Here is a 15,187-nt window from a genome sequence, read left to right on the forward strand (position 1 = left end):
CAATGATTAGCTTAGAATTACTGTTAGCTTCAGGAATAGGACTACTGGTTGCAACAGGTGTGTATTTATTGCTACGGGCACGTACCTTCCCCGTGGTGCTGGGTCTTGCCATGATTGGCTATGCCGTGAACCTGTTTTTATTTGCCACAGGTCGGATTCAGGTCAATGCACCTGCAATCTTAACCAGAACTACACATGTAACAGACCCCTTACCTCAAGCACTGGTACTCACCGCAATTGTGATTGGTTTTGCCACAACTGCATTTATTGTGCAATTGGCGCTGCGCAGTCGCTATGAGTCAGGGACGGATCATGTCGATTCCAAAGAAATTACCGAGTTACCTGATGACCCGAGTGAGGATAAAGCATCATGATGACATGGTTTGATTTTTGGCAACAACATACGCCTATTTTAAGTATTCTCATTCCTGCATTTACAGGCTTTATTCTGCTGCTTTTAGGCAACCCTGGTGCGGGGCAACTGGCGAAAGATCATCGTCAAACATGGCGACGTGGGCTCAGTATTGTAGCGACTGCTTTAGGCTTCATCACAGCAATCAGCTATTTTGTGCATGCAAGTTCAGGGCAAATCAGTGTCTATCAACTCAGCGAATGGTCAGCACCGTTTGGTATTGTCCTCGTGCTAGATCGACTTTCGGCATTTATGCTGCTCCTGACCTATACGCTTGCACTACCAATTATTGCGTATGCCAGTCAGGGTTGGGATGCTCGCGGGCGCTATTTTCACGCACTGTTCCAGTTTTTATTGATGGGGTTATGCGGTGCGTTTCTAACTGCCGACTTATTTAACCTGTTTGTATTTTTTGAAATCCTGCTGATGGCATCTTATGTTTTGCTGATTCATGGGCAAGGCAAGGCACGCTTTCAATTGGGTATTCACTACGTGGTGATTAACCTGCTCGCCAGTGCCCTATTTTTGATTGGGCTTGGGCTGATTTATGCCAGTGTTGGCAGTCTAAACATGGCAGATGTAGCGCGTTTATTTCCAACACTTGCCCCCGATCAGGCAGCATTGGCTCAGGCAGGTGGCTATCTTTTATTTACTGTGTTTGCGATTAAGGCCGCGGTTTTGCCTTTGGGCTTTTGGTTGCCTAAAACCTATGCGGTTGCCAGCACCCCTGTCGCTGCAATTTTCACTGTGATGACCAAAGTCGGCTTATACGCAATTTTGCGGGTCAACTCGGTGATTTTCCTCAATGACCATGATCACTCCCTGTTTGATATCTTGTTAATTTTAGGATTACTCAGTTCACTGTATGGTGTGATTGGTGCGATTGGTGCCTTGCGGTTACGGCGTTTTGTCGGCTTTATGATTTTATCATCGCTGGGTACGATCTGTATTGCGATTGGCTTACACCGTACAGAAGCATGGGCGGCAGGCTTATATTATCTGTTTCATAGCACAATCATTGGTGCAGCATTTTATTTACTCTGTGGCTGGATTACGGCGCAGCGCGGTGAATTTAAAGACCACCTGAAAGTTGCTCCGCGCATGAAACAGGAAAAGCTGCTGTCGATCTACTTTTTTATTATTGCATTGATGATGGCAGGCTTACCGCCATTTAGCGGTTTTTTGGGTAAGGTGTTTATTTTACATGCTGTTCAGCAACACCCATGGCAACTTGAGATTATTGCAGGCATTTTGGTGGTGAGCTTACTCAGTATTGTGGCGTTTATTCGTGTCGGCTTTATTTTATTTTGGCAATCGAGCGAACCTGAAGATAATCCAGAAACTCAAGCTTATCGAAATTATCAAGCACTGCCTGCAATTGCGCCCAAAGGCAATGCGATGGCGCTGTATCTGCTATTGCTAATATTGGTGGCATACGTTGCTGCGGCACAACCTGTACAACGTTATTTAAGTGCAGCCAGCCTACAACTGGAGCAACAAAGTCTTTATCAACAGCATATTTTGCAACGTGATCAAGATGGGCAATATATCAGCACTCAACCCTTTGATCCTGAATATATTCCCGAAACCAAATATGGCGGTGAAAATCCCGATGCTAACGCCCATCTGATTCCTGCCATCATTCACCCGAATACGCTGCATGGCGAACATATTTCACCTTACAAGCAACAACAGATTCATGACCAGCTGAACAATCTTCATGATGTACCCGACACACCTGATCATGAACAACTGAAACTACAGTCTGTGGAGCGCTAAGCATGACAAAACTCCCTTGGATCGACCGTTGCTTGCCCCACCCTTTTGTTTCGGTTATGGTCGGGCTATCTTGGCTCATGCTGTCGCATAGTTTGGATGCTTCAGACCTACTCATGGCAGCACTACTGGCAGTATTGATTCCCAAACTGCTACAGCATTTTATTACTCACACTCCCCATATTGACTCGAAGCAAGCTATTCGACTGTTTTTTGTGGTGCTTTACGATGTCATTGTCGCCAATTTTGTGGTGGCAAAACTGGTACTGGGTTCAACCGAAAAACTGCAACCCAAATGGTTCCGTGTTCCGCTCGACTCTCAACATGAACAGGTCAATTCTTTACTGGCAATGATTATTACCACAACACCCGGTACAGTCAGCGCAGGGATCGATCAGGAACGTGGGGACATTTTGGTACATGCACTCAGTTGCAGCGACCCACAAGCTGAAATTGATCAGATCAAACAGCGCTATGAAGAGCCTTTACTGAAAATTTTCCATGCCAAACAAGGAGAAACACCATGATGATTTTGCCGTATGTATTAGGCATCTGCTTAATCATGATCTGTATTTCCATGTTGTTATGTCTGGTACGTTTGGTATTTGGCCCTTCGATTGTTGACCGCCTGTTGGCGCTAGATACCCTGTTTCTCAATGCCACAGGTCTTGTGATCGTGCTGGGTGTGTACTGGACAACCACGCAACTATTTGAAGGCGCACTTCTGATTGCAATGCTGGGTTTTGTGTCGACTGTTGCTTTGGCACGTTACTTCACCACAGGTCATGTGATCGACTAAGCAGGAGAATCAAACATGCAATTATTGATGGAAATCTTGGTGTCGTTTTTCTTACTGGTTGGTAGTTTTTTTATGTTAGTGGGCGGTATTGGCATGATTCGCCTACCCGATTTATTTACCCGTTTACATGCACCTACAAAATCCAGTACGCTCGGTTTGGGAAGCTTTCTGATAGCAGCCATGATTTACTGGGCGTTTCAGGGACATTTTGGTTTTGCCGAATTGCTCATTACCTTATTGGCATTTATTACTGCGCCTGTATCTGCAAATTTAATGGCACAGGCAGCACTGCATTTAAAGCTACGCTCTTTAAGTGGCGATGTCCCTGAGGCGATAGAACGCCCTTTGCCTTGGGATCGTTACCGTTTGCAGCGTCAGGCGCAAAAGCGTGAAAAACGCTTTAACAAGACACCTGATGAATAAGCTTCTTTTATCACTGTTAATACTCTCTTTGTCTTGCTGATGGAGAGAATACATCCTTTTGAATCTAAGTCACGATTAAAGTAGAGTAAGATTTGGGGCTTTCCTGCGAGATATTAATCTCCTGAAAACAAAATTTTACAAGGAAAATACTATAAGTTCTCGCATCATAGTGCGTTAAAAATGACAGAAGTTAAATCGAAGAATCTATACTAGAGGTCTTGATAGGACACCTATGGACGTGGATAAGAGACTTATATTCAATAAAAACCATTATAAGCCTTAACTTGTAGGTTAAGATTTTCCTTGCGGTTAGAGTAAACTCCAATCTTAGAATCACTGTCTTATTTAATTAGTAATAGAGACATTATTTTATGAAAGCAGTTTTTATTATCATTGCATTGTTTTTTCTATTCATATTTAGACATAAAAGAATCGAAACAAAGATTGTTATAAATCAACCAATAGATCATGTTTGGCAACTATTCACATGTGCTTCATCTTATCCAGAATGGAATACTTTATTTAGTTTTGATAAATTTCCAACACATGTAGGCCAAAGAATTATTGTAGATTTATATGATGAAAACAAAAATGTGAAATTTCAAATGCAACCAGAAGTAAAAGAACTTGAAGAATACTATCTAGAATGGGAAGGTAAATTCTATATAAATGGATTATTTAATGGTAGACATCAATTTGTTTTTACTAAAATTGATGCTAATAAGACTCAATTAATTCAGGCTGAAGATTTTAATGGGTTACTTGTACCTATTTTAAATTATTTTGTGATTCAACCTACACAATTAAGCTTTAAGAGAATGAATGAATCATTCAAAGAATATATTGAAAATCATAATCTTAAAAAAGATACTATCAAAATATCTTAGATAAAACAATAAAGGTAATTGAATGAATATTCGTCAATTCTCTCTAAAACATGGACTTTCATTAGATACTTTACGTTTTTATGAAAAGTGTAAAATACTAATTCCTGATAGATTAGCTAATGGATATAGAAATTATCACGATACACATGAACAAAAAGTTAAATTAATTATATGTTTAAAAAGCATGGGATTTACTTTAGAAGAGATTAAACAGTTAATTGAACTTGAAAAAAAACTACCCTCTGAAAAATGCAATATTATTTCAAATCAATTAATTGATCAAAAAATAAATATGATTAGTCAACAAATTAAGTTATTAGAATATGGAAAAAATACTCTTCATGATATTAAAAAATATATTGAAGATAATTCTTTTGTTAAAAATCAGGAAATAATTAAAAATATGATTGAAAGCTTGTATGACCTTACAAAAAGTACATATTAATAAGAAAAAGCCACCCGAAGGTGGCTTTTTCTTTATTCTTTGTCTTGCTCAGGCAAGTCTTTGACTGCCTCAGCGATCAGACCAAACATATAGTTACCATAAGCATTGGTTTTGTCATAGTGGAAACGCAATCTTGGCGTAATACGCGTCTTTATACGACGACTCAACTCATGACGCAAGAAACCAGAAGCTTTATTTAATACATCTAAAGTTTCTTTATTTGCTGCTTCACTTTGCTCATCACCAAGCTCACGTCCCATTACAGTGACATAAACTTCAGCATAACCCATGTCTGCACTGACTTTCACAGCAGAGATGGTCACTAGACCACCTAAGCGAGGATCTTTAAGCTCCTGACGGATAAGCCCAGACAACTCACGTTGTACTGAATCCGCCATGCGCTTTAAGCGTTGGCTACCCGCCATTAAAGACTCCGTTTCACAATTTGAACATCATACACTTCGATCTTGTCGAGTGCTTTGATGTCTTTATAACCTTTCACGGCAAGACCACATTCCATACCAGCACGAACTTCTTCAACTACATCTTTATAACGACGTAGAGATTCAAGTTCGCCTTGGAATACCACAACATCGTCGCGCAAGACACGAATTGGTTTGTTACGGTGAATTACACCTTCCATTACCATACAGCCCGCAGCTGCACCGAACTTGCTTGAACGGAACACTTCACGAACCTGTGCAATACCCAAGATGGTTTCACGATGTTCAGGCGCCAATTTACCGCTCATGGCATCTTTTACGTCATCGATCAATTCATAGATAACGCTGTAGTAACGAATATCGATACCGTCTTGATCAGCTTTCTGACGTGCAGTTGCATCAGCACGAACGTTAAAGCCAAGCAATACAGCTTCAGAAGATTCTGCCAAAGTCACGTCAGATTCAGTAATCGCACCAACACCAGAGCTGATAATACGAACTCGTACTTCGTCCATTGACAATTCAGTCAATGCTGCATTCAAGGCTTCTAATGTACCGCGAACGTCAGTTTTAAGCACCACGTTAACAGTTGGTACATCTTTCTTGCCCATAGACGCCATGATGTTTTCAAGACGCATTGCACTTTGACGCTCAATACGTTTTTGACGTTCACGGTCTGCGCGTGCATCCGCCACTTCACGTGCTTTTTTCTCATCGTTAACAACAAGAACTTCGTCACCTGCCATTGGCGCATCTGGAAGACCCAAGATTTCCACAGGAATAGAAGGACCTGCCGATTTGATTGGCTGACCATTTTCGTCTGACATGGCACGTACACGACCGTAAGATGAACCTGCAAGAACCAAGTCACCTACATTCAATGTACCGTTTTGTACCAAGATCGAAGTCACTGCACCGCGACCTTTGTCAACACGTGCTTCAATAACAACACCTTGTGCAGCACCTTCTTCAGAAGCTTGAAGTTCTAGCATTTCAGCCTGAATCAAGATCAAATCAAGAAGTTCATCAATACCTTGACCCGAATGTGCTGAAACCAATGCAACTGGAACGTCACCGCCCCATTGTTCAGGTACAATTTCTTTGGTCGTCAATTCATTCAATACGCGATCTGGATCAGCAGATTCTTTATCCATTTTGTTGATCGCAACAATAATTGGCGTACCTGCTGCACGAGCATGATCAATCGCTTCTGCAGTTTGTGGCATAACACCATCATCTGCTGCAACAACCAAGACCACGATATCAGTCGCTTTCGCACCACGTGAACGCATTGCAGTAAACGCTGCGTGTCCCGGAGTATCAAGGAAAGTAATAATACCTTTTTGTGTTTCCACATGGTAAGCACCGATGTGCTGAGTAATCCCGCCTGCTTCGCCCGCAGCCACTTTTGAACGGCGAATACGGTCAAGCAATGAGGTTTTACCATGGTCAACGTGACCCATAATCGTCACAACAGGTGGACGAGTGCTGAGTTCACCACGTTTTTGCTCAGCTGCTTCAAGTAAGTTGTCTTCGGCCTGAGTATCCGACACAAGAATCGGGTTATGCCCCATTTCTTCAACAACAAGTGCAGCAGTATCTTGCTCAATCGATTGGTCTTGAGTCACTAATTCACCCATTTTCATGAGTGTTTTAATCACTTCGCGTACTTTCACAGCCATTTTCTGTGCAAGGTCAGCAACGACAACTGTTGAACCAATTTCAACATCATAGACTTGTTTTTTAACTGGTTTTTCAAAGCCGTGTTTATTTGACTGGCTCAACTTCAAACCGCGTTTATGATGTGCTTTCTGGAAGTTTTGTTCTTCCTGATTGCGTCCACCTTTCTTCTGGCTACGCGTATCTTTGGTATTGCCACCACGTTTAATTTCGCGGTCTTCTTTAGCAAACGAATCTTCATATGCCTGACCAACAAGACCAGCGGCAAGTGGAGCATCATCAATTACACGAATAGTTGTAGCTGCTTCGTCAGTTGAATACTTAGATGCCATTTTACGCATCTGTTCAAGTGTACGCTGTTGTGCTTCTTCTGCAGCTTTACGGCGTGCTGCTTCTTCAGTCGCTTTCAGCTGTGCAGCTTGAGCTTCACGTGCTTTTTTCTGTTCGAGTGTTTCTGCTGGTTTTGGTAACGGTTTTAATGCACCACCGCCACGTCTTTTTACCACCACAGCCGTTTTCGGGCTTTCCACCACTTTTTTATCTTGCTTGTGCGCAGCGCGCATGGCTTCGAGGCTTGCTGTCGCATTGTTTTCAGGCTGGCGACTAGTTTGCTCTTGTGGACGTGCCTGCGCATCGGAGTCAGCGCGAGCTTTGGTTTCAGCTTCTAGCTTAGCTTTCGCTTCAGCTTTAATCTGTTCTGGGTCAGGCTTAGTAAAAGTATGCTTTTTACGTACTTCTACATTAATGGTTTTCGCCTTACCTGAGGTACTTGCAACTTTTGCGGTACTGGTTGTTTTACGTTTCAACGTGATTTTTCCTGCATTACCACTGTCTTGCCCATGAACTTTCTTCAAATAGCTGACAAGGGTATCTTGCTGTTCTGTAGTAATAATATCGTCGGCATGACGCTGTGACAGCCCTGCATCACGAACTTGCTCTAGAAGTTTTTCAACTGAACGCCCTACATTTTGCGCCAATTCTTTAATCGACTTGTCCGTCATTCACCACCTCCTAGTTAAACCATGATTCACGCGCTTTCATGATCAATTGACCTGCAGTTTCAGCATTTAAACCTTCAATATCCGCGATATCATCGGTGGCTTGGTCTGCTAAATCATCAATCGTCACAATGCCACGACCGGCAAGTGCATAGGCAATCTCTTGTGTCATGCCTTGCATATTTAATAATGCTTCACTTGGCTCTTGAACATTTTCTTGTTGTTGCAGTGCATCCGCTAAAGCGGCTTCTTTGGCACGTGTTTGTAACAACTCAACTGTGTCCGCATCCAAATCGATTTCATCGAAAGTTTCTGCAGGCACATAAGCAATTTCTTCAAGTGAAGTAAAGCCCATTTCAACCAAAGCCATCGCCAGGCCTTCATCAATATCCAGACGGGTTACAAACATGTCTAGGTATTGCTGCGCTTCGTTTTGCTGGCGTGAGCGGTATTCATCTTCAAGCATCATATCAAGCTTAAAGCCAGTTAGTTCAGAAGCTAAACGTACATTTTGACCTTGTGAGCCAATCGCACGTGCTAACTGATCACTGGTTGCAAAAATAATATCTGCAGTTTTTGCATCTTCATCAATGACAATGCCTGATACATCAGCAGGTTCCAATGCGCTGGCAATATATTGTGCTGGATCATCTGACCACACCACAACATCGATACGCTCACCATTCAATTCTGACTGAACTGCCTGAATACGCGTACCACGCATACCAATACATGCACCCACTGGGTCAATACGATGGTCGTTGGTTTTCACTGCAATTTTAGCACGGACTCCGGCTTGACGTGCAGCTGCTTTGATTTCAATAATTTCTTCAGAAATTTCTGGAATTTCTTTTTTCATTAAAGCAATCAGCATATCAGGATGTGAACGCGACAATAATAGCTGCGCACCGCGACCTTCACGATTCACTTCATAAAGAATCGCATTGACACGCTGTTTTGGACGCAAGATTTCCTTTGGAATCATTTGATCGCGTGCCAAATATGCTTCTGCATTGTCACCTAAATCAATGATAAAGCCGTCTTTGGTTTGTTTTTTCACTTCACCATAGATCAACTCACCAACTTTAGCGGCATATGCATCAGCAATAAGCGCACGTTCTGCTTCACGAATTTTTTGCACAATCACTTGTTTCGCGATTTGGGCAGCAATACGACCAAATTCAATTGATTCAACTTCAAGCTCACGAATATCGCCGATTGACCATTTCGCTGGATCAACATCAGAAATTGCATCTTGGCAAGCAGGCATTTCATGATCTTCGTCTGCTACAACTTCCCATTGGCGGAAAGTGCGATAGTCACCTGTTTTACGGTCAATTTCAACGCGCAAACGTGCTTCTTCTGAATTTGTGCCTTCGTAGAATTTTTTCTTAGTCGCAGCAACAAGCGCTTGTTCAAGTGCTTCAAAGATGGCTTCGCGGCTTACACCTTTTTCATTACTGACCGTCTCTGCAACGGTAAGAATCTCACGACCCATAAGTCACCTATATCTCAGATTTTCTTAATAATTTAGTCTTGATAAACTAAGTTTGCTTTGTCGATATTATGACTATCGATTTCCAGTACCTGCTGTTTTTCCACTTCAACCTGAATGGTTTCCGCGTCCAAATCCACCGCAACCAGTTTTGCCTGAAATTTACGGCGATTATCAACAGCACTGATTAAACGTAAAGCCACTTGTTGCCCGATATAATCTTGCAGTTGTGCCAATTGAAAAAACGGACGATCCCAACCTGGTGAAGACACTTCAAGTGCATATTCACCTGAAATCGGATCATGAACATCCAGCATTGCACCTACCTGCTGGGTCACACGGATACAATCTTCTACACCGACACCACGACCATGCTCAACTTCACCATCTTCATTGATGACAGGTTCTGCATTTTCATCGGCTGGTTTATCAATATAGATACGTAATAAAGAACGCTTACCTTGAGGTAGAAATTCAATTCCCCAAAGGTCAACGCCACAAGCATGAACTGCAGGTGCGATTAGATCTTGTAACGCTTGGGTTTTATTTGATAGTTTCATGTACTCTCGTCATTTTTGTGCAATACAACAATCGGTGAACCACCGATACAACCTTTAGTAGTGAAACACGGTTTTTTGACCAATTGATGTCGACACTACACGATCGCCAATAAAAAAGGGCGTTAATTCGCCCCATCTGTCACAACGAGCAAAGCCCATTGTGCAAAAAGGCCCACCTATATGTGAGCCTTCTCGAAAGAATCTTGGTAGCGGGAGCTGGATTTGAACCAACGACCTTCGGGTTATGAGCCCGACGAGCTACCAGACTGCTCCATCCCGCATCAACATAACTTACTTTCTGGTTTAAAGTAAGTTTTAAGTATCAGTTTACAACCGATTGGCGCATTGTATAGAAGACCCCACCTATACGCAAGCGATTTTGCACTTTTTTATTGCAATGTGCTTCAACCTGACATTTTTTATGCAATATCAAACTTAAGACGCACAAAATTCAACAATATGAGTTAAAAGCAGATCAATGAATCTAACTTTGTAGGAAAATACTTACATTATCTTACGGTTTTTGCGTCTACTGTAATTTTATACAAGCGATTAATATAGGGCCATCAGCAAATGGAAACGGACAAAGGATTTGTTCACACATGGATTGTATGCTGAGCTGTCAATGGAAAGACAAACAAAGGATGTAGTTAAACTGGACGTTTGACCAAGATATTCAACCCGAGCTTGCTCGGGTTTTATCTTTTAGCACTTAAGCACACTCTTTAGGCTTAAAATTGGCGGGTACATTACTTGATGTACTACATGACCATGTACCATCTTGTTGCCGATTCAAATAGACTGACTCACCAACCAAGCTGGATAAGACATTTTTCAGCTTACATTCTAATGCGGGGTTAGCCACACCACCTGTAGCACTATATGCGAAATAGGTACAAAATTTTGATGCCGTAGGCGACAAAAAAATATTTTCAGTTGTAAAATCAGTACTTGTTGCACCATCTTCAACAACAAGCTCATATTGAATACGCGCAACATTCAGTTCAGCAACAGCTGATGATAACTGGGAGCGTGCAATATAACTTTGATAGATGGGCACTGAAACAACCATCATAATCCCAATAATTGCTACGACAATAATTAATTCAATGAGAGTAAAGCCTTTCATTGTTATCCCCAAGCATATGCTTAAAATTTAACATAGCATCACATGTGAGTAAAATATAACCACAAAATAACCTAAAAGTTTTCTCAAGTTCTAAACAATTAAAATATGGTTATTTATTGATTTTTATCTAATCTACCCTAAATTTTTAAAGTAAAAATATAATAAGAGTGTCATAAACTGTGATAAACATCACATATTTTATATTTTTTATACAAAAAATCACTATATTTTTTATAAAATAAGGATATTTTATTATTTAATCAGAAAATAAAATTTAAGTAGCAACAACGCGTTATATGATATTTTCTTTGTCTACAGCATAGTTATCATGTAATCAGTTGCAGATGAAAAAAAATATTCTGATAGTCACACGAAACCTCCCTCCATTAATTGGAGGTATGGAGCGTCTAAACTGGCATATTGCCGATGAACTTTCGCGCCAGCACCACATTTCATTAATTAGCCATCAAGCTGCTGAAGCAACTGCTCCTAAAAATATTGATTTTTTTGCAACACCATTAAAGCCTTTACCGCTTTTTTTAATTTCTAGTTTTTTCCGTGCCTTATGTTGCTGTATAACCCAACCTGTAGATATTCTCTTTGCAGGGAGTGGATTAACAGCACCTATTGTTGTATTGCTAGCAAAGATCTTCAGAAAGAAAAGTATTGTGTATATTCATGGCTTAGATATTGGCACAAACAATAAAATCTATAACTTATTCTGGGTTCCGTTTATACGTCATGCCAATCAGGTGATCGCAAACAGCAGCCCAACATACCAGTTATGTGTGCAAAAGCAGATTGCTCAAACGAAACTTAGCATTGTTCACCCTGGTGTGACCTATCCACCCAAAGCTAAAAATGAAAAACTCATTCAGAGTCTGAAAGACAAATATAATCTAAATAATAAAAGAATTCTCATCTCGGTAGGCCGATTAACCGAAAGAAAGGGGATAAATGAATTCCTTGACCTTTGCTTACATAAAATTATTAGTGTTCATCCAAATACGGTTCTTGTAATTATTGGTGATACTCCTAATCAAGCTCTCAATAAAAACTTACAATCTAAAGAAATGATTATGACAACAGCCAATAAACACGGTATTGCACAGCATGTTATATTTACAGGGAATATTTTCCAAGATGAAATATTATCGAGTTTTTATTACTTAGCGGATCTTCATGTATTCCCAGTAAAGCATATTCCTGAAGATCCTGAAGGTTTTGGTATGGTTGCCATTGAAGCTGCGGCACATGGTACACCAACCATTGCATTTGCAACAGGCGGCGTAGTTGATGCAATTCAGAATCAAATCTCAGGCCTTTTAATCAATCACCAAAATTATGAGGCTCTTTCTCAGGCAATTATTACATCACTATCAAATCCGATATTGGAAAAACAACAATGTATGCGCTATGCTGCTAATTTTTCATGGAAAAATATGGGGAACAAAATCAGCAACCTCATTGATTCCTAATTTTTCAAAGAGATTATTATGATAAAAGTATCTGTTATTGTTCCAAATTACAATCATCATAAATTTCTACATGCTCGCTTAGATAGTATTTTAAAACAGACTTACCAAAATTTTGAGATTATCATTTTAGACGACTGCTCAACTGATCAAAGCAGAGATGTAATCGAACAATACCGCCACCATCCTAAAGTTTCTCATATTATCTACAATACAAAAAATTCAGGCTCAACTTTTATTCAATGGAATACAGGCATTGATTATGCTCAAGGTGAATATATTTGGATTGCTGAATCCGATGATATTGCAGCAACAGACTTTTTAGAAAAGCTAATTTCACCACTTGAACATGAGTATAATGTAGTACTGGCATATAGCCAATCCAATCGCATGAATGAAGTCGGTGAAATTACAGGAACATGGTTGGATTGGACAAATTCAATTGATTTTAAAAATCTCTTTCAAAATGATTTTTGTATTTTAGGTTCAGCATATATTCAAAAATTTTTGATTTTCAAAAACACCATTCCTAATGCAAGTGCAGTCCTGTTTAGAAAAACAGCTTATCTTGCAACAGGCGGTGCAAACTCAAAACTCTTTACCAATGGAGATTGGTTGCTATGGCTGAAACTGCTGACTCAAGGACAGATTTTCTATACTTCCGAATGCTTAAATAACTTTAGATATCACTCTAATAGTGTTATTGCTCAAGCACACAAATCACTTGATAAAGCTGAAATCAGAAAGCGAAATGTTTTTCTTAGGCAAGACCTCGCCGCTTTTCTTATAAAAGAAAATCTCAAACTATATCGACTAAATCAAATCTTTCTGATCAAAGATACTATTCGTTTCTATATTGCAAATATTTCAAGTGTGCTTAAAAAAAAATCTTAAGCCATCTCTAACTGCACGAAAAAGAGCATTTATCTGCTCTTTTTTTTGTTTCTTACAATATCCAATAATACACAATTGATAGATTAGCCCACCAACAATTTCATTGAGAGCATAAATTTTAGGAATATAAGATTCTTTTAATAAAAAGAAACTATTGCGCACCCGATAATATCGGCGAGATGGTGGATGAATCATAATTCTTTTACCAAAAGGAATCGAAATATTTTCCTCTCCAATTTGATGCTTCATTGTTACATTATGAGCAACATACAAATGATAACCTTGAGACAGATGCCTAAAACTCCATTCAATATCAACATAATCAATAAAATATGAATCTTTCATCTCCCCCACTTCTTTTAGCCTATCCAAAGCCAAAAATGAACCTGATGATATAAGGCAATCCACTCTTTGGGGGAGTATTATATTTGAAATATCTATTTTTTCCTTGAACCCAAAATTATTCAACTTATACATTTTATAATAATAGTTTTCTTTAATATTTAATAATTTTGGTCCAATCATTGATATCATTGGATCTATGGTATTTTTAACCTGTATATAACTTTTCATTATATTCTCTATAAAATTAGAATCCACTTCACTATCCTGATCAAAAAAAACAACATAATCGACATCTAAAGCAATAACTTTTTTTATTCCAATATTCTGAGCTGTTGCTATTCCCATATTTTGAGATAAACATTCTAAATAAATATGCTTTATAGCATCCAATTCTGCTCTATTTTCTGAATTATTATCAATAATAATAATCTCGACAGCTTGCTGTTTTAAGGTATGAATAAGCTTGGATAATGGGAAAATTTTGGGATTGAATGTTACAATAATGGCACCAACTTTCACTTGCTCCATCCCTCATGAATACCTTTAAGCATCATTCTAATTTGCTCTTTGCGCTGTTGGTTAAAAACCAAATACACTATTAACGTGATTTGCATTTTTATTAATGCCCAAAATTTCCAAGTTAATGGAATATAGGATAATTTCAATAATTTTATGGTATTTCTAAATAAAAAATAATGACGTAAGGGTGAACGTAAAGGCCAAACTCGCCACCCCAATAACCAAAATTTAAAGCTGTCTTCCCCCATACGATGATCAAAAACAGCCTGAGGGATCCCATAAAGTAAATAACCGGCAGCAATCAGACGAAAAGACCACTCTGTATCAATATGGTCAATAAAAAGTTCCTCTTTTAAACCACCCAATTCACAAAAGACCGTTAAACGCATAAATGTGCCACTACCATTAATATTGGTACATGCTATAGGCTGGATTTCTTCTACTGATGGGTAAATTCTTTGCCATAAACCGTGCTGCATATAATGAAACCCATGCTGCTGTTGGGTTTTAAAATCAATTAATTTTGGGCCAACACAACCTACTCGTTTGTTTTGATATTCTAATTGTAAAAAATGAGTTTGTAATATTTTAATAGCTTCACGATCAAAAGCACTATCCTGATCAAGCAAGAGTAAAAATTCAACCGATTCAAAGTTTGTTTTTATATAATCTACGCCTGTATTGAGTGCCTTTGCCAAACCTTGATTTGACTTATTTTGGATCAGCACACAGTTGTTTCGACACTGAATTAGACTTTCTATCTGCTTGATTTCATCAATCTGTGAGCCATTATCAACAATAATCCACAAACACTCTGTAAGCTGACAGAGTTGCTGCTCTAACAATGACAGATCTGGATGATAGGTAACTGTAATTGCAGCAATATTTATGCTATTCACAAATTTAA

Annotated in this window: 16 protein-coding genes and 1 tRNA gene; 9 read left to right on the forward strand and 8 right to left on the reverse strand. The window is 39.4% G+C overall.

What is annotated here, in order from left to right; translation table 11 throughout:
- Nucleotides 1–2: 2 nt before the first annotated feature.
- The 7 genes from F975_RS14100 to F975_RS14130 all read left to right on the forward strand — a co-directional run bounded on the left by F975_RS14100 (nt 3) and on the right by F975_RS14130 (nt 4,742).
- A complete protein-coding gene (locus F975_RS14100) occupies nt 3–374 on the forward strand; it encodes a Na+/H+ antiporter subunit C (RefSeq protein ID WP_004754490.1) in 372 nt (123 codons plus the stop codon).
- The gene (locus F975_RS14105; RefSeq protein ID WP_004754492.1) at nt 371–2,191 is read left to right on the forward strand and encodes a monovalent cation/H+ antiporter subunit D; all 1,821 of its coding nucleotides are present in this window, start codon (nt 371–373) and stop codon (nt 2,189–2,191) included. The genes F975_RS14100 and F975_RS14105 overlap by 4 nt, the downstream gene beginning before the upstream one ends.
- Nucleotides 2,192–2,193: 2 nt before the next feature.
- A complete protein-coding gene (locus F975_RS14110; RefSeq protein WP_004754495.1) occupies nt 2,194–2,715 on the forward strand; it encodes a Na+/H+ antiporter subunit E in 522 nt (173 codons plus the stop codon).
- A complete protein-coding gene (locus F975_RS14115; protein WP_004754496.1) occupies nt 2,712–2,987 on the forward strand; it encodes a monovalent cation/H+ antiporter subunit F in 276 nt (91 codons plus the stop codon). Before F975_RS14110 ends, F975_RS14115 begins: the two co-directional genes overlap by 4 nt.
- A 15-nt stretch (nt 2,988–3,002) precedes the next feature.
- A complete protein-coding gene (locus tag F975_RS14120; protein WP_004754499.1) occupies nt 3,003–3,410 on the forward strand; it encodes a Na+/H+ antiporter subunit G in 408 nt (135 codons plus the stop codon).
- Nucleotides 3,411–3,781: 371 nt separating this feature from the next.
- Nucleotides 3,782–4,297, forward strand: a complete 516-nt coding sequence (locus F975_RS16055; protein WP_004754500.1) for an SRPBCC domain-containing protein — start codon at nt 3,782–3,784, stop codon at nt 4,295–4,297.
- A gap of 22 nt (nt 4,298–4,319) precedes the next feature.
- Nucleotides 4,320–4,742, forward strand: a complete 423-nt coding sequence (locus F975_RS14130; RefSeq protein WP_004754503.1) for a MerR family transcriptional regulator — start codon at nt 4,320–4,322, stop codon at nt 4,740–4,742.
- A gap of 32 nt (nt 4,743–4,774) precedes the next feature.
- On the opposite strand, the gene F975_RS14135 is transcribed toward F975_RS14130, so the two are convergent.
- From F975_RS14135 to F975_RS14160, 6 genes are all read right to left on the reverse strand, one after another.
- Nucleotides 4,775–5,167, reverse strand: a complete 393-nt coding sequence (locus tag F975_RS14135) for a ribosome-binding factor A (RefSeq protein WP_004754506.1) — start codon at nt 5,165–5,167, stop codon at nt 4,775–4,777.
- Nucleotides 5,167–7,866, reverse strand: coding sequence for a translation initiation factor IF-2 (gene infB / locus F975_RS14140; protein WP_004754507.1), 2,700 nt, complete (start codon nt 7,864–7,866; stop codon nt 5,167–5,169). The genes F975_RS14135 and infB overlap by 1 nt, the downstream gene beginning before the upstream one ends.
- Before the next feature lie 10 nt (nt 7,867–7,876).
- On the reverse strand, nt 7,877–9,361 hold the full coding sequence (nusA, locus tag F975_RS14145) for a transcription termination factor NusA (protein ID WP_004754509.1): 1,485 nt from the start codon (nt 9,359–9,361) through the stop codon (nt 7,877–7,879).
- A 32-nt stretch (nt 9,362–9,393) separates the two neighbouring features.
- Nucleotides 9,394–9,918: a ribosome maturation factor RimP gene (gene rimP, locus F975_RS14150; RefSeq protein ID WP_004754511.1), complete on the reverse strand. Its 525-nt coding sequence runs from the start codon at nt 9,916–9,918 to the stop codon at nt 9,394–9,396.
- A 204-nt stretch (nt 9,919–10,122) separates the two neighbouring features.
- Nucleotides 10,123–10,199: transfer RNA gene (locus F975_RS14155), tRNA-Met, on the reverse strand.
- Between the two features lie 431 nt (nt 10,200–10,630).
- Nucleotides 10,631–11,047, reverse strand: a complete 417-nt coding sequence (locus tag F975_RS14160) for a pilin (protein ID WP_004754514.1) — start codon at nt 11,045–11,047, stop codon at nt 10,631–10,633.
- A gap of 344 nt (nt 11,048–11,391) precedes the next feature.
- On the opposite strand from F975_RS14160, the gene F975_RS14165 reads away from it, so the two are divergent.
- On the forward strand, nt 11,392–12,525 hold the full coding sequence (locus F975_RS14165) for a glycosyltransferase family 4 protein (RefSeq protein ID WP_004754515.1): 1,134 nt from the start codon (nt 11,392–11,394) through the stop codon (nt 12,523–12,525).
- Between the two features lie 18 nt (nt 12,526–12,543).
- Nucleotides 12,544–13,416, forward strand: coding sequence for a glycosyltransferase family 2 protein (locus F975_RS14170; protein WP_004754517.1), 873 nt, complete (start codon nt 12,544–12,546; stop codon nt 13,414–13,416).
- On the opposite strand, the gene F975_RS14175 is transcribed toward F975_RS14170, so the two are convergent.
- Nucleotides 13,390–14,289: a glycosyltransferase family 2 protein gene (locus F975_RS14175; RefSeq protein ID WP_051064844.1), complete on the reverse strand. Its 900-nt coding sequence runs from the start codon at nt 14,287–14,289 to the stop codon at nt 13,390–13,392. The two genes, F975_RS14170 and F975_RS14175, sit on opposite strands and share 27 nt — an antisense overlap.
- Nucleotides 14,277–15,179, reverse strand: coding sequence for a rhamnosyltransferase (locus F975_RS14180; RefSeq protein ID WP_131388626.1), 903 nt, complete (start codon nt 15,177–15,179; stop codon nt 14,277–14,279). Before F975_RS14180 ends, F975_RS14175 begins: the two co-directional genes overlap by 13 nt.
- Nucleotides 15,180–15,187: the final 8 nt, after the last annotated feature.

The sequence above is a fragment of the Acinetobacter brisouisimilis genome, from assembly GCF_000368265.1.
In the GTDB taxonomy this organism is placed as follows: Bacteria; Pseudomonadota; Gammaproteobacteria; order Pseudomonadales; family Moraxellaceae; genus Acinetobacter.

Bases quoted from the DNA above. Each gene is read 5' to 3' on its own strand.
- F975_RS14135 (WP_004754506.1), bottom strand. From the start codon at position 5,167: ATGGCGGGTAGCCAACGCTTAAAGCGCATGGCGGATTCAGTACAACGT.
- F975_RS14105 (WP_004754492.1), top strand. From the start codon at position 371: ATGATGACATGGTTTGATTTTTGGCAACAACATACGCCTATTTTAAGT.
- F975_RS14100 (WP_004754490.1), top strand. From the start codon at position 3: ATGATTAGCTTAGAATTACTGTTAGCTTCAGGAATAGGACTACTGGTT.
- F975_RS14165 (WP_004754515.1), top strand. From the start codon at position 11,392: ATGAAAAAAAATATTCTGATAGTCACACGAAACCTCCCTCCATTAATT.
- F975_RS14160 (WP_004754514.1), bottom strand. From the start codon at position 11,047: ATGAAAGGCTTTACTCTCATTGAATTAATTATTGTCGTAGCAATTATT.
- F975_RS14170 (WP_004754517.1), top strand. From the start codon at position 12,544: ATGATAAAAGTATCTGTTATTGTTCCAAATTACAATCATCATAAATTT.
- infB (WP_004754507.1), bottom strand. From the start codon at position 7,866: ATGACGGACAAGTCGATTAAAGAATTGGCGCAAAATGTAGGGCGTTCA.
- F975_RS16055 (WP_004754500.1), top strand. From the start codon at position 3,782: ATGAAAGCAGTTTTTATTATCATTGCATTGTTTTTTCTATTCATATTT.
- F975_RS14130 (WP_004754503.1), top strand. From the start codon at position 4,320: ATGAATATTCGTCAATTCTCTCTAAAACATGGACTTTCATTAGATACT.
- F975_RS14175 (WP_051064844.1), bottom strand. From the start codon at position 14,289: ATGGAGCAAGTGAAAGTTGGTGCCATTATTGTAACATTCAATCCCAAA.
- nusA (WP_004754509.1), bottom strand. From the start codon at position 9,361: ATGGGTCGTGAGATTCTTACCGTTGCAGAGACGGTCAGTAATGAAAAA.
- rimP (WP_004754511.1), bottom strand. From the start codon at position 9,918: ATGAAACTATCAAATAAAACCCAAGCGTTACAAGATCTAATCGCACCT.
- F975_RS14120 (WP_004754499.1), top strand. From the start codon at position 3,003: ATGCAATTATTGATGGAAATCTTGGTGTCGTTTTTCTTACTGGTTGGT.
- F975_RS14115 (WP_004754496.1), top strand. From the start codon at position 2,712: ATGATGATTTTGCCGTATGTATTAGGCATCTGCTTAATCATGATCTGT.
- F975_RS14110 (WP_004754495.1), top strand. From the start codon at position 2,194: ATGACAAAACTCCCTTGGATCGACCGTTGCTTGCCCCACCCTTTTGTT.